Consider the following 19,066-nt stretch of genomic DNA (forward strand, 5'->3'; position numbering starts at 1 on the left):
CAGGCTGGTCACCAAGTGGAACGGAAGTACTAGTCATGGCAACCGCCGTCGCCGAAGGATCGTCCGCCGCGCAGGCGCCCGCGCCCATCCAGGCCTTCACGGTCACGCTGATCATCCGCCGGTTCGACCCGGAGAAGGACGCCGAGCCGTACTGGCAGGACTTCGACGTGGAGCTGTACGCCACCGACCGCGTGCTCGACGCCCTGCACAAGATCAAGTGGGAGCAGGACGGCTCGCTGAGCTTCCGGCGCTCCTGCGCGCACGGGGTGTGCGGCTCGGACGCGATGCGCATCAACGGGCGCAACCGGCTCGCGTGCAAGACCCTGATCAAGGACCTCGACATCAGCAAGCCGATCTACGTCGAGGCGATCAAGGGCCTGCCGCTCGAGAAGGACCTCATCGTCGACATGGAGCCGTTCTTCGAGTCGTACCGCGAGATCCAGCCGTTCCTCATCGCGAGCGACAAGCCCGAGAAGGAGCGGATCCAGTCGGCCGCCCAGCGCGAGCGATTCGACGACACCACCAAATGCATCCTGTGCGCGGCGTGCACCTCGTCGTGCCCCGTGTTCTGGACCGACGGCCAGTACTTCGGCCCGGCCGCGATCGTCAACGCGCACCGCTTCATCTTCGACAGCCGCGACGAGGGCGCCCAGGTGCGCCTGGACATCCTCAACGACAAGGAGGGCGTGTGGCGCTGCCGCACGACCTTCAACTGCACCGAGGCGTGCCCGCGCGGCATCCAGGTCACGAAGGCGATCGCCGAGGTCAAGAACGCGATCATGCGGGGATCGGCCGACATCCCCGTCTCCGACCTCGCCCCCACGCCGCAGCGCGCGTAACGCCCGCGCAGCCCTGCACAGCTCGAAGCGCCCGGCCGCTGGCGCGCCGGAAGATGAGTATGGCCGGTGCTCGCAGCGGCTGGGAATCACCACGGGCACCGGCCTGTCGCCCCAATTAGTTGGACGTCACATGGGGCGGAGACCTCGCGGCCTCACCAGAAGAGACGGCGCAGGTGCCCGGCTATGACGCGACTTCCGCGAATATTTTCAGTCGAGCAGCGAAACAGAGATTCCGAGGGGCGCGAGGTCGAGCGACAGCGGCACGTTGATCCCGAGAGTGCTGAGCAGACCGCCCACCAGGCCGCCGAGCGACTGACTGAGCTTCGCGGAGTCGGTTCCCTGCGGCAGGCCGCGCAGGTGCAGCGACCAGGTGCCGTCCTGGGCGATGACCGTGGTGTAGACGGCGCCGGCGACCTGCGCGGAGACCGTGGCGCCGGGGGTTCCCTTCCCGGACAGGTCGAGGTTCATCGTCACGGGCGCCGGCCCGGAGCCGCCGAGTACGCCACCGACCGTCTGCCCGACACCGCCGACCACGCCGTCGACCGTCTGCCCGACACCGCCGACCGTGTCGCCGAGGGTCTGGCCGAGTCCGCCGCCCACCAGGCCGCCCACGGCGTCACCGAGGCCGCCGACGGTACCGCCGAGAGTGCCCCCGACGCCGTCCACGACCTGCGAGACCGTGTCACCCACGCCGCCGAGGGCTGAGCCCGAGCCGACGACGGGAGCGAGCAGGCTGCCGTCCGAGCGGGCACCGGAGCCCGTGCCGACTGCCGGCGCCGAGAGGAGTTCCTCGCCTGCTGCGGATCGAGCACCTGCGAGGCGCTCGGCGGGGTGATGGTGTGCGGATCCGGCGCGGACGCGCTCACCCCGGCGGCGAGTCCCCCGCCGAGCACGGCGGCGACCGCGAGCGAACCGACCAGAGCGGACGTGCCCGCCGCGAACGAGAGGCCGCCGACGACGGCGGGGCCCGCGACGGTGGACCCCGCCGTGGCGACCGCGCCCACCGTGTTGACGGCGGCGGGCAGAGCCGGGATGGTCGCGGCGGCCGCCGTCGCCGGCGCCGGAGCGGACATCGCCGCGAGGAGCCCCCGCCGATCGCGCCGCCCAGGATGAGCGGCAAAAGGATGAACGCCAGGTGCGAACCGACCTCCTCCACCTCCTCCGAGACGATGGCGCACTTCGTGCAGGTGAGCAGGTGCTCCTCGACGCGGCGGCGGTCGCGCTCCCCGAGACCGTTGCGGCTGTGCTCGCCCAGCTTGCCCATGACGAACTGGCATTCGCCGGAGGCCTGGGCGTCGTTGATGTGCGCCTGCAGCCACGCCTTCCGGAGCCCCTCGCGGGCACGGTACGAGAGCGCGGCCACACCGTTGGCGGTCATGCCCATGAGGGGCGCGACCTCGTGCGGGTCCATGCCCTCGACCTCGGTGTACCAGAGCACCGTCTGCCAGCGTTCGGGGAGGCTGCGGAACGCACGCGCCGTGAGCGTGCGGTCGAGGGCCCAAGCGGCCGGGTCATCCGGGATCCGCTCGTCCTCGAAGTCGTCGATCAGGTCGACCTGGATGTCGCGCGACTGCTGGGCGCCCCAGGTCGCCGCGAGGTTGCGGATCGTCGTATAGAGGTAGGGGCGGAAGGCGCCATCAGGCCCGCCGCCCGCCAGCACACGTTGGAAGATCCTCGCGTAGGCCTCGCTGACGAGGTCATCCGCGTCGATCGACGACGTGCACTGACGGGCGACGCGAGCAGCCGAGCGGTAGTGGCGTTGCCACAATTCGCCGAAGGCGCGCGTATCCCCCGATCGCGCGCTCTCGATCAGCTCCGCATCCGAAGTGGTGAGCTTCGATTCCTGGCTGCTCATCCCCTGATCCATTCCCGGGCCTCTCTCCCTGTGGGAATCGAAGACGGCCGAGCGGCGGAAGATGCTGCCCCTCAGTGACGTCCTCATTGATAGAGACGCCCGATTCATTTCACTATGACGCCGGAATCACCCGGTCCTCACCCCCATTCGGGGGCGGCCGGACCCCTCCGGCACGCAGTCCACCCATGGTGACACCCTCCGGGCGCGAGCGCACGGGTGAGTTCGGTCGAGATCCGGGCTCAGCGGTGCGCGATCGCGGATTCCGCGGCGGTGCGCGCCTGCTGCGCCGTCACGGCCGCGAGCGCCGCGTGCACAGCGGCGCGGGCCGGCGGGGCGACCGAGAGGCTCGTCGCCCCCATGCCCGCGAACAGCACGGCGAGACGGGGATCGGAGGCCGCCTCGCCGCACACGGAGACCTGCAGGCCGGCGGCCCGGGCATCCCGGATCGCCCGGAAGGCCAGCTCCAGCACCCGGGGATCGCCCGCGTCGGTCGCGCGCGAGCGCGTGCGGACGACACCCAGCACCTGCGCCGTCAGATCGTTGGTGCCGACCGAGACGAAGTCGACGACGTGTTCGAGGAGCGAGATCTCGCGGGCGAGCGACGGGAGCTCCACGACGACGCCCACCGACCGGATGCCGACGCTCCGGGCGAGGTCGGCGAACCAGGCCGCCTCCGCGGCGTCGCGCACCATGGGAGCCATGACGTGCAGATCGCCCTGCGACTGCGCGTCGGCGAGCGCCGCGAGCTGCTCGCGCAACAGCCGCTCGTCGGCGCGCGGCCCGCGCACGCCGGCCGGCAGGAACGCGAGCGGCTTGTCCTCGCTCGGATCCCACGTGCGGATCACGACGGGCCGCCCGCCCGCCGCGTGCAGGACGGCCGCGTAGGCCGCCGCCTGCTCGGTGCGTGCCGGAGCCGTGCCGGCCTCGAGCCATAGCAGCTCGCTGCGGAACAGGCCCACCCCTCGGCGCCCTGCGCCACCGCGACCACCACCTCGTCGGCTCCGCCCGCGTTGGCGAGCACCGGGAGGGGCGTTCCGTCGGCCAGGGCGGCCGGGCCGCGGTGCGGGATCGTGCGGGGAGCGGTCGCCGGGCCGGCGTCGCGCGCGACCGTTGCGGCCGCGGCATCCACCCGCAGCATCTCGCCGTCGCGCGCGTCGATCGGGCCGACGCCGAGCACGGCCGGGATCCCGCGCGCTCGCGCGATGATCGCCGTGTGCCCCGTGTACCCGCCCCGCGCGCACACCAGCCCGAGCACCCGGGACGGGTCGAGCAGCACCGCGTCGGCCGGCGCGAGATCGTCGGCCAGCAGGATGTACGGTGCGTCGGAGTCGGGAAGGGTCGGCAGATCGACGCCGCGCACCCGGGCGACGAGGCGTCGCCCGACGTCGAGCAGATCCGTCACCCGGTCCGCGGCGGGCGGCCCGGCGGCGGCGAGGCGCTCCGCGATCGCGTGCACGGCGCGGGTGACGGCCTCCCCGCCTCGGCACCCGCGGCGAGGTGCGCATCGATCTCCGCACGGAGCATCGGGTCGCGGGCCATCGCGGCACCCGCCTCGACGATGCCCCGCCCGGGTCCGCGCGCCATCGCGACACGACGCCGCAGCTCCTCGGCGACCGCGTCCACGGCGGCGGCGACACGCGATGCGGCATCGCCCTGGACCGCGCGCGGCGTGGATGCCGGTAACGGCATCCACCGCACCGGACCGACGGCGACGCCCTCGCCGATGCCGATCCCGTTCCACGTCATCTGGATGCCTGCCGTACGCGAGCCTAGCCCGCCCTGACCCCGCCCTAGGCTGAGCGCATGGCCCGCAGGACCCGGACCGCGTCGCAGCAGGATCGTCCCCGTGGCGACCGCCCGCCCCGCCCCGCCGCTGCCCCGGCGAAGGCGCCCGGCCCGCTGATGGCGCGCGTGCACCGCATCGTGGATCGGGTGCAGACCTGGAAGCCCGTCCGCGTGTTCCGGCGCTACAGCGACCGGCGCGGGCGCTCCTCGCGGCGGGGTTGTCCTTCCAGGCGGTGTTCGCCGTGTTCGCGGCGATCTGGGTCGCGTTCTCGATCGCCGGGCTCGCGCTCGAGGCGAATCCGGCGCTGCGCAACGCGCTGTTCGACCTCATCGGCACCGCGGTGCCGGGCCTCATCGACCGGGCCGGGTCGGATGGGGCGATCAGCGAGAAAGCCCTGCTGTCCACGCCCGCCCTCAGCTGGACCGGCGCGATCGCCCTGGCCGGCACGCTCTTCACCGCGGTCGGCTGGCTCGGCTCCGCCCGGGACGCGGTGCGCGACCTGGCGGGCCTCGCCGCACCGGCCACCAACTTCGCCCTGCTGAAGCTGAAGGACCTGGGACTCGCGATCGCGTTCGGCGCAGCCCTCATCGTCTCGGCGACCCTGTCGGTCTTCAGCACCGCCGCGATGGATGCCACCCTCGACCTCCTGGACGTGGACCGCCGCTCGCTCGGCGCGATTCTCGCGGCGCGCGCCGTCGGCCTGCTGCTCATGTTCGCGCTCGACGCCTGCGTGCTCGCGGCGCTGTACCGGGTCCTGGCCGGGGTGCCCATCCCGCGCGGGCCGCTCTGGCAGGGGGCGCTGCTCGGCGCGCTCGCATTGGGCGTGCTCAAGGTGCTCGGCTCGAGCCTGCTCGGCGGCGCGACCCGCAATCCGCTGCTGGCGTCGTTCGCCGTCATCGTCGGGCTGCTCATCTGGTTCAACCTGATCTGTCAGGTCATCCTCATCGCGGCGTCCTGGGTCATCGTCACGGCGACCGACCGCGGTGTGCCGCTGGATCCCATCGGCGAGCGCCGTGCCCGCAACACCGAGGTGCGGCTGCGCATCGAGCTCGAGCGGCAGATCCGCCGCGAGGTCGAGGAGGCGCTGCCGCCCGGGGTGCGCTGGTTCGTGCGACGGCGGCACCGGCGGATCGAGGAGGGGCGGACGACGAGACGGGAGCCATCCCGACCGCGCCGACGCCCTCCGACCCCCGCGGATGACGGCGACCGACCTCGTCCTGTTCGACCTCGACGACACCCTGCTCGACCACGGCTCCGCCTCGCGCGCCGCAGGCTGCTCCGTCACCCGGTCGCTCCGGGAGATCCCCGCCCCTCGTCGTTGGCTAGCCTGGAGGCGTGGCCCGCCCCCTGCGCATCGCGTCCGTGAACGCCAACGGCATCCGTGCGGCGTATCGCAAGGGCATGGGTGAGTGGCTCGCGCGGCGCGACGTCGACATCCTGGCGGTCCAGGAGGTGCGGGCGAGCTCCGACGACGTGACCGCCCTGCTCGGCGACGAGTGGGCGCTGCTGCACGACCCCGCGACCGCGAAGGGCCGCGCCGGTGTCGCGATCGCGTCGCGACGGAAGGCGGAGATCCACCGCGTCGACCTCGCGATCGAGCAGGATCACGACACCGCAGGCCGCTGGCTCGAGGCCGACTACGACGTCGACGGCACGATCGTGACCGTCGTGTCGTGCTACGTGAACTCGGGCGAGGCCGACACCCCGAAGCAGGACGAGAAGTGGCGCTTCCTCGACGCGTTCGAGGCCCGGCTGCCGAAGCTGCGCGAGCACAACCCGCTCGCCGTCGTCGTGGGCGACCTCAACGTCGGGCACCGGACCCTCGACATCCGCAACTGGAAGGGCAACGTCAAGCGCGCGGGGTTCCTGCCGCGCGAGCGCGCCTACTTCGACCGCTTCGTCGGGGCGGAGGACGACCCGCGCTACAACGACGGCGCCGGGCTCGGCTACGTCGACATCCACCGGCGCTTCCACCCCGACGTGGAGGGCCCGTACACCTGGTGGTCGCAGCGCGGGCAGGCGTTCGACAACGACACCGGATGGCGCATCGACTACCAGCTCGCGACCCCCGACCTCGCCGCGAAGGCCGTGCGCTACGAGATCGACCGGGCCCCGAGCTACAGCGAGCGATGGTCGGACCACGCGCCCGTCGTCGTCGACTACCAGCTCTGACCTCCCGATCCGCGAAGGACCTCCTCATGACCAAGCCCGTGCTGTTCTCGGGCATGCAGCCGAGCGCCGACTCGCTGCACGCCGGCAACTACATCGGCGCCCTGCTGCAGTGGAAGACCATGCAGCGCGACCACGATGCCTTCTTCTGCGTCGTCGACCTGCACGCGATCACGGTGCCGCAGGAACCGGCGAAGCTCCGGGAGGCCACCCGGCGCACCGCCGCGCAGTACATCGCCGCCGGGATCGACCCGTCGGCATCCACCCTGTTCGTGCAGTCGCACGTGCCGGCGCACTCCCAGCTCGCCTGGGTGCTCGACACCATCACCGGTGACGGCGAGGCGCGCCGGATGACGCAGTACAAGGACAAGGTCGCACGCCAGGGCTCGGACGCCGCCTCCATTGGCCTGCTCGTCTACCCGATGCTCATGGCCGCCGACGTGCTGCTCTACGACACCGAGATCGTGCCCGTCGGCGAGGATCAGCGCCAGCACCTCGAGCTCGCCCGCGACCTCGCGCAGCGGTTCAACCAGCGCTTCGGCGAGACCTTCGTGATCCCGGAGCTGTCGATCCTGCCCGAGACGGCCAAGATCCACGACCTGCAGAACCCCGAGGCCAAGATGTCGAAGTCGGGGCCGAACGACCGCGGCATCCTGTGGCTGCTCGACGAGCCGAGCGCGATCGCCAAGAAGGTGAAGTCGGCGGTCACCGACACCGACGGCGTCGTCGCGTACGACCCGGAGCGCAAGCCCGGCGTCTCGAACCTGCTCACCCTGCTGTCCTCGCTCGGCGGCACGGCGATCCCGGCGCTCGTCGACGAGTTCGCGGGTCGCGGCTACGGCGACCTCAAGAGCGCGACGGCGGATGCCGTGGTCGCGGCGTTCTCCCCGTGCGGGAGCGCGCGCTCGAACTGCTCGCCGACCCCGCGGAGCTGGACCGCGTGCTGCGCGTCAACGCGGACCGGGCCAACGAGGTGGCCGACGCGACCCTGGCACGGGTGTACGACCGCGTCGGATTCCTGTCACGCGCGTGAAGCCCGTCGAACTGCGCTCGGCCCGGCTCGTGCTCGACCAGCCGGTCGAGACCGACGTCGACGACATCGTGCGGTACTGCCGCGAGCGGGTGTTCGCGCTGTACCTGACGACGCCCTGGCCGTACCGCCGCACCGACGCGGAGCGGTTCGTGCGCGAGTACGTGCCCTCCGGCTGGGAGACCGAGCGCGAGTACACCTGGGCGCTGCGCCGCTCGGACGGCGGTCCTCTGCTCGGCGTGATCGGCTGGCGCAGCGCGCGCAGCGACGTGGGGTTCTGGCTCGGCGCCCCGCATCGCCGGCAGGGGTTCATGGGCGAGGCACTGGGGACGGTCGCGGACTGGCTGTTCGCGCGCGACGTTCCCGTCATCCGGTGGGAATGCGTCGTCGGCAACGCCGCCTCTGCCGCGACCGCGCGCGCGGCGGGCTTCCGCTTCACCGGCGAGGCGCCCGCCGACGTCATCGCTCGTGACGGCACCCGCCCGCCGGCCTGGCACGCGGAACTCACCCCCATCGCGCCCCGCATGCCGCGCCCCGGCTGGCCGATCTGACCCGCGCGCCGTTCCCCCGGCCCACCACGTGCCGGCATCCCCGCCCCGCCCCCGGTGCCCGGCCCGGCCCCGGTCAAAAGTTCAGGAGAATCGCCGCACATCGATCCGTTTCTGCCCGGATCGCGTGCGTCGTCCTGCACCTTTGACGCCGCGATGAATGCGGACGGCGTTCACGATCGCGCGGGCGACGAGTTCACGCTGAAAGACGATCTGCGCGTAGTCGAATCGGAGCGCCGAGTATCCCGCGGCGACAGCCGCCGCATCGCGGATGCGATCACGTGCGCGTGCCGGCGCCGAGCCGTGGAACTCGTCCCCGTCCGCCTCGACCACGACCCGTTCCTCGACGAGGAAGTCGACGCGGCCGACTCCGGTGATGACCGCCTGGAGGCGGAATCCGAGCCCGAGCTCGACCAACAGCATCCGGATCAGCGACTCGAGCCCCGACTCCGCGCGGGCATCCGCCATGGCGAGCGCGCGGTCGATCGTCGTCGAGCGTCCGGCGAGCTGGCCCGCCTGGACGAGATCCTGCCGGAGGGCACTGTCGATGGCCGCCACGAGCTCGCCGAATGGGATGCAGGACGCCGCCTGGGTGATCGCCTCGGCCGGGGACACCGCCGTGCGCGTGGCGGAGGAATCCGGCGTGCGCCAATGGCAGATGGCCGACGAAGGAGCACGTCGCGACCCGTGTGGAGCGAATTGGATGTGAACGACGTTCCTCTCGATCACCCACACGCCCAGCCGTCGCAGTTCCGAGACGCAGGCGAGCCGTCCCCCGGCAGCAACGGCCCGACGCGTCAGCGCATCCAGGCCGGGGAGGCAGAAGACGCCGTAACGAAGGCGAACGATCTCCCCGACGCGGACCGCGCTCCGGATCCATCGGTCGCTTCCACCGAACGCGACGATCTCAGCGCGAGTCACCACGACATCCCGTGAGAAACGACGGGCCAATCGCTCATCCATCCCGATGACGCTGCCGCCAGCACCGCGGCCATGCCTCCGTGGCGGGTGCATCGGTGGTGTCGACGCTGCCGACGCGGCAGTGGAGGAGTCGCGGGGCCAACGCGGGACGCGCGACACGGACCCTCGGGGGACGCCACGGCATCCGGGGGTCGCGGTCGGCCTGGCAGGAGGGCGCTCCCGCCCGCCCGAGGCCCGCTGCCCGTCAAAAGAGCAGGAACCCAACCGCGCGTCATGGCCAGATCCGACGGGACCCGCGACGAGCTCCTGGAGTTTCGACATGCCGCGGTGCGGACGGGGCGACGCGGGGCGGCGGGGTGACGCGGGCGGCGGCGCGACGTGGGGCGGCGGGGGCAGGAGGGGCCGCGGGCGTCAGGCGACGGGCTCGGCGATCGCGGGGCGCCGGCGCGGAGCGGTGAGCACCGCGCCGACCGAGGCGGCCACGACGAGCACGATCGCGATGGCGTCGGCGATCGTCAGCGCTTGCGCCAGGATGACGAAGCCGACCCCCGCCGCGATGCCCGGCGACATGCTCATGAGCACGCCGAACGGCGACGGATGCAGCCGGCGGAGCGCGACCTGTTCGACGCCGTACGGGATCGCCGATGACAGCACCGCGACGAGGAGGCCGAGCCCCAGGTTCACGGGGAGCACGATCCGCGCACCCGCCGTCGCGATCCCGGCCGGCAGGGTCAGCACCGCGGCGATCGCCATCGCCCAGGCGAGGCCGTCGAGCGGACGGGGAAGCGCCGCCCGGACTCCGCGGACGCGAGGATGTACGCCGCCCACGAGAGCGCCGACACCGCCGCGAACGCGACGCCGAGGGGGTCCAGCCGGTGCAGGTCGAGCCCCCAGAGCAGCACGACCCCGGCGACGCCGAGCCCCGCCCAGAGCCAGGCGATCGGCCGACGGGCCATGACCACCGACAGCACGAGCGGCCCGAGCACCTCGATCGTGACCGTCGTCGCGAGCGGGATGCGCGCGGCCGCCAGGTAGAACGACGTGTTCATCACCGCGATGACGAGCCCGAATCCCGCGATCACGCCCCACTCCGCGAGCCGTCGCGGCGGGCGCGGGCGGGCGACCAGCAGCAGGACGAGAGCGGAGAACGCGACGCGCAACGCGATGACGCCGAAGACGCCCACCGACGGGAAGATCCGCACGGCGATGGCCGCGCCGCCGTCCTGCACGATCAGCTCACCGAGCACCAGCATGCCCGCGCCGATCCGCGCGCGGGCGGAGACGTCGGGCGGCACGACCTCCAGCCTAGGAAGCGCCGCCGGCGACGAACGCCGCGAGCCGCCGGGCGGCCTCCGGCGCCGGATGCCGCGACCGCAGCAGCGCCGCCGCCACCCGACCCTGCGACAGGCCCAGGGTGCCGAGCGGAACGGCACCGGCCGCGACCGCGTCGACCGCTCCTCCGCCGTAGATCGCGGCGACCGGACCGGCGGCGACCCGGGTGCCGAGCGCGACGAGCACGCCGGCCTCGAACAGCTCGGCGATCGCCCCGGTCATGCCCGGGGTCGGGTTGCCGGCGCCGAAGCCGGCGATGACGATCGCGTGCGCGCCCCGATCGACCGCGGACCGCAGCTGGCCGTCGCCCGCGCCGGGGAACGCGCTCACGATCTCGACGACCGTCGCGTCGTAGCGCTCGTCGGGCGGGCCGAGCAGCGGCCGGTCGCGCCGGCCCCAGAGGTCGACGGTGCCGGAGGTCACGGTGCCGATCGGCCCGGCCTCCGGATCGGCGAAGGGCTGGGGAGCGAGCGTATGCACCTTGCGCACTCCCCGCCCGGCGAGCACGGCACCGCCGAAGGCCACGAGCACGCCGCGGCCGCGCGCGGTCGGCGCGGCCGCCACCGCCAGGGCGCCGGCCAGGTTCGCGGGGCCGTCGGCATCGGGATGATCGGCAGCGCGCTGGGCGCCCGTGAACACGACCGGCCGTGGGTCGTCGTGGGCGATGTCGAGCAGGAACGCCGTCTCCTCGAGCGTGTCCGTGCCGTGGGTGACGACGATGCCGTCGACCTCCGGGCGGTCGAGCTGGGCGCGGACGGCCTCCGCGATCGTCCGCTGGTCGGCCGGCGTGATCGCGAACGAGTTGCGGCGCAGCACGTCGACCGCCTCGACCTCCACACCCGCGGGCGCGAGGTCGGCGAGCAGGTCGGCCGCGGCGTCCCGCGCGACGGCTCCGGCGGATGCCTCGGCACCGGCCGCCGCACGCGACGCGATCGTGCCACCCGTGGCCAGCATGACGATCCGTGTCATGGCTCCATCGTGCCGGGAATACCGCTGCGCGCGCGCCGTTACACTCGGATGCAGAGCACGTGCTCCGGGGGCGGTGGAATTCCGCACCGGCGGTGAAAGTCCGCGAACCCGGCGTCGCTGGGCCGAGAGGTCCGGAGGACGCGGGGCCGATCCGGTGGAATTCCGGGACCGACGGTCAGAGTCCGGATGAGAGGAGCATGGCGGCGGCAGCCGTTTTCCGGTTGTCGCGGCATCCCGGACCGTCCTCTGAAGTGACGGAGACCGGGATGAGCAGCCAGGCGACAGCGAATGAGCACGAGCTCGCCGCGATGCGTCGCGCCCTCGAGCTCGCCGAGCTCGGCCCGCTGACCGGTGGCAATCCGCGCGTCGGGTGCGTGCTGCTGGATGCCGACGGCCGCACCGTCGCCGAGGGGTGGCACCGCGGTGCGGGCACCCCGCACGCCGAGATCGACGCACTCGCGAAGGTCGGCGGCGACGCCCGCGGGCTCACGGCCGTCGTCACGCTCGAGCCGTGCAACCACTGGGGCCGCACCGGGCCGTGCAGCATCGCCCTCATCGGCGCGGGCATCTCCCGCGTCGTCTACGGCGTCACCGACCCGGGCTCGCACTCGGCCGGCGGCGGCGCACGCCTGCGCGAGGCCGGCGTCGAGGTCGTCGGCGGTGTGCGCGCCGCGGAGGTCGAGGAGCTCCTCGAGTGCTGGCTGGCATCCGAACGCCGCGGGCGGCCGTGGGTGACGGTCAAGTGGGCCTCGACCCTCGACGGCCGCGCGGCGGCGGCCGACGGCACGAGCCGATGGATCACCGGCACCGCCGCCCGGCAGCGCGTGCACGAGGAGCGCGCGTCGAACGACGCCATCCTGGTGGGGACCGGCACGGTGCTCGCCGACGACCCGAGCCTCACGGCGCGCGGCGACGCGGGCGAACTGCTGTCGCATCAGCCCGTGCCCGTGGTGGTCGGGCGGCGCCCGATCCCGGATGACGCGGCATTGCGCCGGCATCCGGGGGCCTCATCGAGACCGGCAGCCGCGATCTCGCGGCGGTGCTCGCCGACCTGAACGCGCGCGGCCTGCGCCGCGTCTACGTCGAGGGGGCCCCACGATCGCCAGTGCGATCATCGCGGCGGGTCTCGCCGACGCGTACTCCCTCTATCTCGCCCCCGCCCTGCTCGGCGGCGGCCGGCTCGCGATCGGCGACCTCGGCATCCCGAGCATGGACGCCATCCGCCGGCTCCGCATCGACGGCGTCGAGCGGCTGGGCGACGACCTGCACCTGACCGCACGCGACGCAACCGAAGGGACCAGCTGATGTTCACGGGACTCATCGAGGAGGTCGGCGAGGTGCTGGCCTGGGAACCGGTCGGCGATTCGGCGCGCATCACGGTGCGCGCTCCGCTCACCGCCTCCGATGCGACGCACGGGGCGTCGATCTCGGTGTCGGGCGTCTGCCTCACCGTCGTCGACCGCGGACCGGACCGGTTCACCGCCGACGTCATGGCCGAGTCGATCCGGATGTCGACCCTCGGCGAGCGCCGCCCCGGTGACCGCGTCGACCTGGAGCGCGCCGCGCTCGTGACCGACCGGCTCGGCGGGCACATCGTGCAGGGCCACATCGACGGAACCGCCACGGTGCTCGCCGTCACGCCCGGCGACGCGTGGCAGGTCGTGCGGTTCACGCTCGACCCCGAGCACGCGCCTCTCGTCGCCCGCAAGGGCTCCATCGCGGTCGACGGCGTGAGCCTCACCGTGAGCGACGTCGCGGACGACTGGTTCGAGGTGTCGCTGATCCCCGAGACCCTCACCGCCACCACGCTCGGCGCACTGCGGCCGGGCGATCGGGTCAACATCGAGACCGACATCCTGGCGCGCCACGTGGCGCGGCTCCGGGAATTCGCCGATTCAGAGCAGCACAGGAAGGAGCGCTCGCATGAGCCTCGCCGACATCCCCACCGCCCTGCACGCCCTGCAGGCGGGCCGACCGGTCATCGTGGCCGACGACGAGGCCCGCGAGAACGAGGGCGACGTCGTCATGGCCGCCCAGTTCGCGAGCCAGGAGTGGATCGCCTGGGCCGTCCGGCATTCGTCCGGCTACCTGTGCGCCCCCATGCCGAACGACATCGCGGACCGGCTCGACCTGCCGCCGATGGTCGCGAAGAGCCAGGATTGGCGCGGCACCGCCTACACCGTGAGCGTCGACGCCGCCGATCGCCTGTCGACCGGCATCAGCGCGAGCGACCGCGCGCACACCCTGCGCGTGCTGGCCGATCCCGCGTCGACTCCCGCGAGCCTCATCCGGCCGGGCCATATCCTCCCGTTGCGCGCCGTCGACGGCGGCGTGCGCGAGCGCGACGGCCACACCGAGGCGACGGTCGACCTGCTCAAGCTGGCCGGACTCACCCCGGTCGGCGTCATCGGCGAGATCGTCGAGGACGAGGGCGAGATGATGCGCCTGCCGGGCCTCATCAAGCTCGGGGAGGAGCACGACATCCCGGTCATCACGATCGAGTCGCTGCTGCGCTTCATGGCGGAGCAGGACTGCGAGGCCGACCCGTCCGCGGTCATCGAGGTGCCGGAGTCGAGCCGCGTGAGCTTCGAGGTGGAGACGACCGTGCCCACCGAGCACGGGGCGTTCCGGGTGCGCGCCTACCGCGATCGCTCGACCGGCGCCGACCACGTCGCGTGGATCGCGCCCGGCCCGAACGGCGAGGCGCCGTCCGACGGGGCCCTCATCCGGGTGCACTCCGAGTGCCTGACCGGCGAGGCGTTCGGCTCGCTCAAGTGCGAGTGCGGGCCGCAGCTGCAGTCCGCGCTCGACACCATCCGCGCGGAGGGCGGCGTCGTCGTCTACCTGCGCGGGCACGAGGGCCGCGGGATCGGCCTCATCAACAAGCTGCGCGCGTACCGGCTGCAGGAGGAGGGCTACGACACGCTCGACGCCAACCTGGCGCTGGGCCTGCCCGCCGACGCCCGGGACTACGGGGCGGCCGTCGGCATCCTGAAGGATCTCGGCATCGGCACCGTCAAGCTGCTCAGCAACAACCCGGAGAAGGCGCGTCAGCTCGAGGAGCGCGGCGTGACCGTGACCGAGCTCGTGCCGCTCGTGGTGGGCGTCGGCGAGTTCAACGAGGGCTATCTCGACGCCAAGCGCGACCGCATGGGGCACGCGCTGCCGACGCACGAGGTGCTGGACCAGACGCTGGCGGATGCGGCGTTGCAGGACGCGGAGCTGCAGAGCCTGCAGGAGGGGAACTCATGAGCGGGGAGGGACGCCCGGAGCTCGAGCCGCTGGACGGCTCGGGACTGAGGATCGTGATCGTGTCGGGCCTGTGGCACAACACGATCGCCGACGGTCTGCTGCAGGGCGCGCGGCGGGTGCTCGCCGCCTCCGGCGCCGACGTCACCGAGGTGCCGGTGCCGGGGAGCTTCGAGCTGCCCGTCGTCGCGAAGGCGGCGCTCGATGCGGGGGCGGATGCCGTCGTCGCCCTCGGCGTCATCGTGCGCGGCGAGACCCCGCACTTCGATTTCGTGGCATCGGCCGCGACCGACGGCCTCACCCGCGTCGCACTCGACACCGGCAAGCCGGTGGGGTTCGGCGTGCTGACCGTCGACACCGAGCGGCAGGGTCTCGATCGGGCGGGTCTGCCCGACTCGAAGGAGGACGTCGGGGGCCGGGCTGCGGAGGCCGCGATCACCACCGTGCTCGGCATCCGGAAGCTGCAGCGCTCCCTAGGCTGAGCAGCGTGACGCTCAAGGGCATCGACCCCCTCCTCAGCGGCGAGCTGCTGCAGGCGCTCGACGAGCTCGGCCACGGCGATCTCGTGGTCGTCGCCGATCGCAACTTCCCGGCGCACACGCAGGGCGCGCCGGTCGTCCGGATCGATGCGGGCGTCGTCGACGCCATGCGCGCGATCCTGTCCGTCTTCCCGCTCGACACGTTCGTCGAGCAGCCGCTCGAGCGGATGGTGCCGGAGGACGGCACCGGCGCCGAGCCCGGATTCCCGTGGACGGTGCCGGCCGAGGTGATCGCCGTCGCGGCCGCGGCCGAACAGCGCTCGCTGACCTTCCGTGACATCCCGCGGATGGCGTTCTACGAGCGCGCGAAGCAGGCGCACCTCATCGTGCTCACCCGCGAGACGGCGCCCTACTGCGACTTCGTGTTGACCAAGGGCGTCGTCTAGCGGGTCGCCGGCGAAGCGGACCCGTCGCCGCGGAGGATCGACGTCATCTTCTTGCCCCGCGCCACCTCGTCGACCAGCTTGTCCAGGTAGCGGATCTTCTGCATCAGCGGGTCCTCGATGTCCTCCACCCGGTAGCCGCAGATCATGCCGGTGATGAGGAGGCGTTCGGGTTCATCGCGGGAGCGGCGGCGAAGAACCCCTCCATGTCGACCCCGTCGGAGACGGCTCGGCGCAGCCCGCTCTCGTCGTAGCCCGTGAGCCAGCAGATGACCTGATCCACCTCGGCGCGGCTGCGGCCCTTCCGCTCGACCTTGGCGACGTAGAGCGGGTAGATGGTGGCGAAGCTGAACTGGAAGATCCGGTGACCTGCCATGAGTCCTCTCCTGGGTGGTCCGCGCGCGATCGCTAGTCGAGGAAGAGCGCGCGCAGCCGACGGGTCGTGAAGGTGAGCCCGACGGCGATCATGACGAGGAAGTATCCGACGTGGATGAACACGGCCGGGCTCAGGATCCCGGTCGTGAGGCCGCGGAGCAGCTCCACCGCGTGCCAGAGCGGGAAGACCTCGATGACCCACTGCAGCGGCACCGGGTAGACCGACAACGGGTAGAACGTCGCCGAGAGCAGGAACATCGGCAGCAGCGCGAAGTTGATCCAGTCCATCTGCTGGAACGTCTTCAGGTAGCTCGTGATGCCCATCCCGAGGCTCGCGAAGCCGAACGCGATGAGCAGCACCGCGGGCAGCGCGAGCAGCACCGTCCACGACAGCGAGAGACCCAGCGCGCTCATGACGATCAGGAAGGCGACCGCGTACGCGCCGCCGCGCAGCAGCGCGAGCAGGATCTCGCCGAGCGCGACGTCGAGCGGGCCGAGGCTGGTCGCGAGCATGCCGTGATAGAGCCGAGCGAAGTGCATCTTGAAGAAGACGTTCCACGTCGAGTCGTAGATCGCACCGTTCATCGCCGAGACGCCGAGCAGGGCCGGGGCGATGTAGGCCGCGTACGGGATGTGGATGCCGCCGTAGGAGACCGGGCCGACGAACGATCCGAGGCCGACGCCGAGCGCGAGCAGGTAGAACACCGGCTCGACGAAGCCGGTCGCGACCACGATGTAGTTCGTGCTGCCGGTGGCGCGCAGACCGCGGTAGACGACCGCACGGGCGTTGCCCGAATAGAGGGCGCCCACCCCGCCGCGACGGCGGGTCGGCGCGATCGCCGGGCGGGTGGATGTCGAGGTCACTTGCGCAGCCTCCGATCCGTGATCCGCATGACGAGCAGCCCCGCGACGACCACGATCGCGACGAGGTACACGACGTGCACGAGGATCAGCCAGGCCGGCTCCTGTTGCCCGTACGACAGGTCGCGGGAGAGCTGGGTGCCGTGCCACAGCGGCGACAGCCAGCCGATCCACTGCAGGAAGACCGGCATGCTGGTCAGCGGGAAGACGGTGCCGCTGAACAGGGTCAGCGGCAGGATGATGACCCGGTTGACGATGTTGAACTGGCCGCGGTCCTCGGTGATCGACGAGGCGTAGGCGCCGATCGGCAGCCCGAACGCGAGCGCGGTCAGAATCGCGACCGGCAGCACGGCGAAGCCCCAGCCCGGCTGGATCGCGCCGAAGATCATCGCGATGACCAGGTAGATCGCGGCCGTGACGGCGATGCGGATGGTCGTGGAGACGAGATGGCCGAGCATGATCTGCCGGGGCGAGACGGGGCTGGCGTACATGCCCTCGTAGACCCGGTTCCACATGAAGCCGAGCAGCACGCCGAACATGTACTCCTCGGCGGCGACGCCGACAGCGCTCGCACACAGGAACGCCGGGATGACGTACTGGGCGTACGACACGCCCTCGATCCGCCCGCTCCCCCGCCGACGAGGGTGGCGAGGCCCACGCCGAACGCGAGCAGGTACAGCAGCGGCGACCCGATGGCCGTCGCGATCCACGCGACCCAGAAGCTCGGCAGCCGCCGCAGCTCGTGCTCGGCCACATACCACCAGCCGAACCGGCGGGGCGAGGTGGCACGCGGCGCCGTGATCGCGTGACCCTCCGCGACGGCCGTCATTCGATGAGCGACCTTCCGGTGAGCCGCAGGAAGACGTCCTCGAGGCTCGAGCGGCGCACGAGACTCGTGAGCGGCTGCAGTCCGCGGCGCTGCACCTCCTGCAGGGCCGCCTCGCCGTCGTGGGCGTAGACGAGCAGCCGGTCGGGCAGCACCTCCTGCCGGTCACCGAGGTCGTGCAGCGTCCGCGCCGCCTCCGCGCTGCGGTCGGTGCCGAAGCGCAGCTCGAGCACCTCGCGCGTCGAGTACTCGCGGATCAGGGCCGCCGGCGATCCCTCGGCCATGATGCGGCCCTTGTCGACGACGACGAGCCGCTCGCACAGCTGCTCGGCCTCGTCCATGTAGTGCGTCGTGAGCACGAGCGTCGTGCCCTGCTCGCGCAGCCGGTAGAGGCGATCCCACAGGATGTGCCGGGCCTGCGGGTCGAGCCCGGTCGTCGGCTCGTCGAGCAGCAGGATGCGGGGGTCGTTGATGAGGGCGCGCGCGATCGTGAGCCGGCGCTTCATGCCGCCGGAGAGGTCGTCGACCTTCGCCCTGGCGCGGTCCTCCAGCTGCGCGAAGGCGAGCAGCTCGTCGGCGCGCTTCGCGACCTGCGCGTGGCTCAGGCCGAAGTAGCGGCCGTAGACGAGGAGGTTCTCGCGCACCCTCAGGTCGGTGTCGAGGTTGTCCTGCTGCGGCACGACGCCCAGTTGCGCCCGGATGTCGGGGCCGCCCTCGTCGGGGTCGAGCCCCAGCACCTCCAGCGTGCCGCTCGTGCGCGCGCTGACGGCGCCGACCATCCGCATCGTGGTCGACTTGCCGGCCCCGTTGGGTCCGAGCAGGCCGAACGCCTCGCCGGGCGCGACCTCGAACGAGATCGCATCGACGGCGGCGGTGTCGCCGTACTTCTTCGTGAGGTCGACGGCGGCGATGACGGCGGCGGACATGACCCTCCAGCCTAGGCACCCGCCTCCGACATCCCAACCCCGAACCGCGGCCCCTCGATCCCCTCGCCCCTTTGCCATCCGATGGCCACCGCGCGAACGGCATCGGATGGCAAAGGGGTGATCGGTTGTCGTCCATCAGCGGCGGGCGGCGGCGACACTGTCAACCTGAGTTGACATTCGGCGAACGTCAACTAACGTTGACAACATGGACGTCGGCACGATTCACACGCTCGCCGGCGACGCCGGATCCGACGATCCGATCGTGGCGCTCCGCGCGGTGGCCCAGCTGCAGCGCGAGCTCGACCGGATCGAGGCGGTCACGGTGCGCCGGGCGCGCAACGCGAACGCATCCTGGCAACTCATCGCACTGTGCCTCGGCGTGAGCCGGCAAGCGGTGCACAAGAAGTACGGACGGGCATGACCGAGACCACTCATTCTGATGACCGACGACCGGGACG

The 19,066-nt window shown here is 72.2% G+C and carries 20 protein-coding genes, 4 pseudogenes and 1 riboswitch; of the genes and pseudogenes, 11 read left to right on the top strand and 13 right to left on the bottom strand.

The window, feature by feature from the left end; genetic code table 11:
- Nucleotides 1-35: 35 nt before the first annotated feature.
- Entirely contained in the window at nucleotides 36-839 is an 804-nt protein-coding gene (locus QQK35_RS05500; RefSeq protein WP_284253287.1) for a succinate dehydrogenase iron-sulfur subunit, read from the top strand.
- Between the two features lie 207 nt (nucleotides 840-1,046).
- Here QQK35_RS05500 and QQK35_RS05505 read toward each other — a convergent pair whose 3' ends face one another.
- The 5 genes from QQK35_RS05505 to QQK35_RS05525 all read right to left on the bottom strand — a co-directional run bounded on the left by QQK35_RS05505 (nucleotide 1,047) and on the right by QQK35_RS05525 (nucleotide 4,440).
- Nucleotides 1,047-1,529, bottom strand: coding sequence for a hypothetical protein (locus QQK35_RS05505; protein WP_284253288.1), 483 nt, complete (start codon nucleotides 1,527-1,529; stop codon nucleotides 1,047-1,049).
- Nucleotides 1,530-1,701: 172 nt separating this feature from the next.
- Nucleotides 1,702-2,694 carry a sigma-70 family RNA polymerase sigma factor gene (locus tag QQK35_RS05510; RefSeq protein WP_284253289.1) on the bottom strand — a complete coding sequence of 331 codons (993 nt, stop codon included), beginning with the start codon at nucleotides 2,692-2,694 and terminating at the stop codon, nucleotides 1,702-1,704.
- Between the two features lie 239 nt (nucleotides 2,695-2,933).
- Nucleotides 2,934-3,653, bottom strand: coding sequence for a putative PEP-binding protein (locus QQK35_RS05515; protein WP_284253290.1), 720 nt, complete (start codon nucleotides 3,651-3,653; stop codon nucleotides 2,934-2,936).
- Complete coding sequence (locus QQK35_RS05520) at nucleotides 3,536-4,150, bottom strand: PEP-utilizing enzyme (RefSeq protein ID WP_284253291.1); 615 nt, start codon at nucleotides 4,148-4,150, stop codon at nucleotides 3,536-3,538. Before QQK35_RS05520 ends, QQK35_RS05515 begins: the two co-directional genes overlap by 118 nt.
- The gene (locus QQK35_RS05525) at nucleotides 4,093-4,440 is read right to left on the bottom strand and encodes a phosphoenolpyruvate-utilizing N-terminal domain-containing protein (protein ID WP_284253292.1); all 348 of its coding nucleotides are present in this window, start codon (nucleotides 4,438-4,440) and stop codon (nucleotides 4,093-4,095) included. Before QQK35_RS05525 ends, QQK35_RS05520 begins: the two co-directional genes overlap by 58 nt.
- Before the next feature lie 272 nt (nucleotides 4,441-4,712).
- Here QQK35_RS05525 and QQK35_RS05530 point away from each other — a divergent pair, with 272 nt between their 5' ends.
- From QQK35_RS05530 to QQK35_RS05545, 4 genes and pseudogenes are all read left to right on the top strand, one after another.
- Nucleotides 4,713-5,846: a YihY/virulence factor BrkB family protein gene (locus tag QQK35_RS05530; protein WP_431311794.1), complete on the top strand. Its 1,134-nt coding sequence runs from the start codon at nucleotides 4,713-4,715 to the stop codon at nucleotides 5,844-5,846.
- Nucleotides 5,816-6,652 carry an exodeoxyribonuclease III gene (locus QQK35_RS05535; protein WP_284253293.1) on the top strand — a complete coding sequence of 279 codons (837 nt, stop codon included), beginning with the start codon at nucleotides 5,816-5,818 and terminating at the stop codon, nucleotides 6,650-6,652. Before QQK35_RS05530 ends, QQK35_RS05535 begins: the two co-directional genes overlap by 31 nt.
- Before the next feature lie 26 nt (nucleotides 6,653-6,678).
- A pseudogene (gene trpS / locus QQK35_RS05540) lies at nucleotides 6,679-7,682 on the top strand (tryptophan--tRNA ligase).
- On the top strand, nucleotides 7,679-8,230 hold the full coding sequence (locus tag QQK35_RS05545; protein ID WP_284253294.1) for a GNAT family N-acetyltransferase: 552 nt from the start codon (nucleotides 7,679-7,681) through the stop codon (nucleotides 8,228-8,230). Before trpS ends, QQK35_RS05545 begins: the two are co-directional and overlap by 4 nt.
- Nucleotides 8,231-8,311: 81 nt before the next feature.
- On the opposite strand, the gene QQK35_RS20275 is transcribed toward QQK35_RS05545, so the two are convergent.
- The 4 genes from QQK35_RS20275 to QQK35_RS05565 all read right to left on the bottom strand — a co-directional run bounded on the left by QQK35_RS20275 (nucleotide 8,312) and on the right by QQK35_RS05565 (nucleotide 11,449).
- Nucleotides 8,312-9,469, bottom strand: a complete 1,158-nt coding sequence (locus QQK35_RS20275) for a DUF559 domain-containing protein (RefSeq protein WP_431311795.1) — start codon at nucleotides 9,467-9,469, stop codon at nucleotides 8,312-8,314.
- 90 nt (nucleotides 9,470-9,559) lie between these two features.
- On the bottom strand, nucleotides 9,560-9,901 hold the full coding sequence (locus QQK35_RS05555; protein WP_284253296.1) for a DMT family transporter: 342 nt from the start codon (nucleotides 9,899-9,901) through the stop codon (nucleotides 9,560-9,562).
- Nucleotides 9,880-10,443 (bottom strand): EamA family transporter, encoded by a 564-nt coding sequence (locus QQK35_RS05560; protein WP_284253297.1) that lies wholly within the window; start codon nucleotides 10,441-10,443, stop codon nucleotides 9,880-9,882. Before QQK35_RS05560 ends, QQK35_RS05555 begins: the two co-directional genes overlap by 22 nt.
- Nucleotides 10,444-10,453: 10 nt before the next feature.
- Nucleotides 10,454-11,449 (bottom strand): asparaginase, encoded by a 996-nt coding sequence (locus QQK35_RS05565; RefSeq protein ID WP_284253298.1) that lies wholly within the window; start codon nucleotides 11,447-11,449, stop codon nucleotides 10,454-10,456.
- Between the two features lie 56 nt (nucleotides 11,450-11,505).
- A riboswitch (FMN riboswitch) is annotated at nucleotides 11,506-11,651 on the top strand.
- A gap of 64 nt (nucleotides 11,652-11,715) precedes the next feature.
- On the opposite strand from QQK35_RS05565, the pseudogene ribD reads away from it, so the two are divergent.
- The 5 genes and pseudogenes from ribD to QQK35_RS05590 all read left to right on the top strand — a co-directional run bounded on the left by ribD (nucleotide 11,716) and on the right by QQK35_RS05590 (nucleotide 15,623).
- Nucleotides 11,716-12,754, top strand: a pseudogene (gene ribD, locus QQK35_RS05570) (bifunctional diaminohydroxyphosphoribosylaminopyrimidine deaminase/5-amino-6-(5-phosphoribosylamino)uracil reductase RibD).
- A pseudogene (locus QQK35_RS05575) lies at nucleotides 12,754-13,341 on the top strand (riboflavin synthase); the annotation flags it as partial. The pseudogenes ribD and QQK35_RS05575, both read left to right, overlap by 1 nt.
- A 31-nt stretch (nucleotides 13,342-13,372) precedes the next feature.
- Nucleotides 13,373-14,701: a 3,4-dihydroxy-2-butanone-4-phosphate synthase gene (gene ribB / locus QQK35_RS05580; RefSeq protein WP_284253299.1), complete on the top strand. Its 1,329-nt coding sequence runs from the start codon at nucleotides 13,373-13,375 to the stop codon at nucleotides 14,699-14,701.
- Entirely contained in the window at nucleotides 14,698-15,180 is a 483-nt protein-coding gene (gene ribH, locus QQK35_RS05585) for a 6,7-dimethyl-8-ribityllumazine synthase (protein ID WP_284255610.1), read from the top strand. The genes ribB and ribH overlap by 4 nt, the downstream gene beginning before the upstream one ends.
- A gap of 5 nt (nucleotides 15,181-15,185) precedes the next feature.
- Complete coding sequence (locus QQK35_RS05590) at nucleotides 15,186-15,623, top strand: RbsD/FucU family protein (protein ID WP_284253300.1); 438 nt, start codon at nucleotides 15,186-15,188, stop codon at nucleotides 15,621-15,623.
- Here QQK35_RS05590 and QQK35_RS05595 read toward each other — a convergent pair.
- From QQK35_RS05595 to QQK35_RS05610, 4 genes and pseudogenes are all read right to left on the bottom strand, one after another.
- Nucleotides 15,620-15,996, bottom strand: a pseudogene (locus tag QQK35_RS05595) (DUF2200 domain-containing protein). The gene QQK35_RS05590 and the pseudogene QQK35_RS05595 sit on opposite strands and share 4 nt — an antisense overlap.
- Nucleotides 15,997-16,028: 32 nt before the next feature.
- Nucleotides 16,029-16,859 carry an ABC transporter permease gene (locus QQK35_RS05600; RefSeq protein WP_284253301.1) on the bottom strand — a complete coding sequence of 277 codons (831 nt, stop codon included), beginning with the start codon at nucleotides 16,857-16,859 and terminating at the stop codon, nucleotides 16,029-16,031.
- On the bottom strand, nucleotides 16,856-17,467 hold the full coding sequence (locus tag QQK35_RS05605; protein WP_284253302.1) for an ABC transporter permease: 612 nt from the start codon (nucleotides 17,465-17,467) through the stop codon (nucleotides 16,856-16,858). Before QQK35_RS05605 ends, QQK35_RS05600 begins: the two co-directional genes overlap by 4 nt.
- A 214-nt stretch (nucleotides 17,468-17,681) precedes the next feature.
- Complete coding sequence (locus QQK35_RS05610; protein WP_284253303.1) at nucleotides 17,682-18,608, bottom strand: ABC transporter ATP-binding protein; 927 nt, start codon at nucleotides 18,606-18,608, stop codon at nucleotides 17,682-17,684.
- Nucleotides 18,609-18,813: 205 nt separating this feature from the next.
- On the opposite strand from QQK35_RS05610, the gene QQK35_RS05615 reads away from it, so the two are divergent.
- On the top strand, nucleotides 18,814-19,029 hold the full coding sequence (locus QQK35_RS05615) for a hypothetical protein (RefSeq protein ID WP_284253304.1): 216 nt from the start codon (nucleotides 18,814-18,816) through the stop codon (nucleotides 19,027-19,029).
- The last annotated feature ends 37 nt before the right edge of the window (nucleotides 19,030-19,066 follow it).

The organism is Pseudolysinimonas kribbensis (genome assembly GCF_030161895.1).
GTDB classification, from domain to species: Bacteria; Actinomycetota; Actinomycetes; order Actinomycetales; family Microbacteriaceae; genus Pseudolysinimonas; species Pseudolysinimonas kribbensis.

Bases quoted from the DNA above. Each gene is read 5' to 3' on its own strand.
- QQK35_RS05500 (WP_284253287.1), top strand. From the start codon at position 36: ATGGCAACCGCCGTCGCCGAAGGATCGTCCGCCGCGCAGGCGCCCGCG.
- QQK35_RS05510 (WP_284253289.1), bottom strand. From the start codon at position 2,694: ATGAGCAGCCAGGAATCGAAGCTCACCACTTCGGATGCGGAGCTGATC.
- QQK35_RS05525 (WP_284253292.1), bottom strand. From the start codon at position 4,440: ATGACGTGGAACGGGATCGGCATCGGCGAGGGCGTCGCCGTCGGTCCG.
- QQK35_RS20275 (WP_431311795.1), bottom strand. From the start codon at position 9,469: ATGTCGAAACTCCAGGAGCTCGTCGCGGGTCCCGTCGGATCTGGCCAT.
- QQK35_RS05555 (WP_284253296.1), bottom strand. From the start codon at position 9,901: ATGGCGATCGCCGCGGTGCTGACCCTGCCGGCCGGGATCGCGACGGCG.
- QQK35_RS05565 (WP_284253298.1), bottom strand. From the start codon at position 11,449: ATGACACGGATCGTCATGCTGGCCACGGGTGGCACGATCGCGTCGCGT.
- ribB (WP_284253299.1), top strand. From the start codon at position 13,373: ATGAGCCTCGCCGACATCCCCACCGCCCTGCACGCCCTGCAGGCGGGC.
- ribH (WP_284255610.1), top strand. From the start codon at position 14,698: ATGAGCGGGGAGGGACGCCCGGAGCTCGAGCCGCTGGACGGCTCGGGA.
- QQK35_RS05610 (WP_284253303.1), bottom strand. From the start codon at position 18,608: ATGTCCGCCGCCGTCATCGCCGCCGTCGACCTCACGAAGAAGTACGGC.
- QQK35_RS05615 (WP_284253304.1), top strand. From the start codon at position 18,814: ATGGACGTCGGCACGATTCACACGCTCGCCGGCGACGCCGGATCCGAC.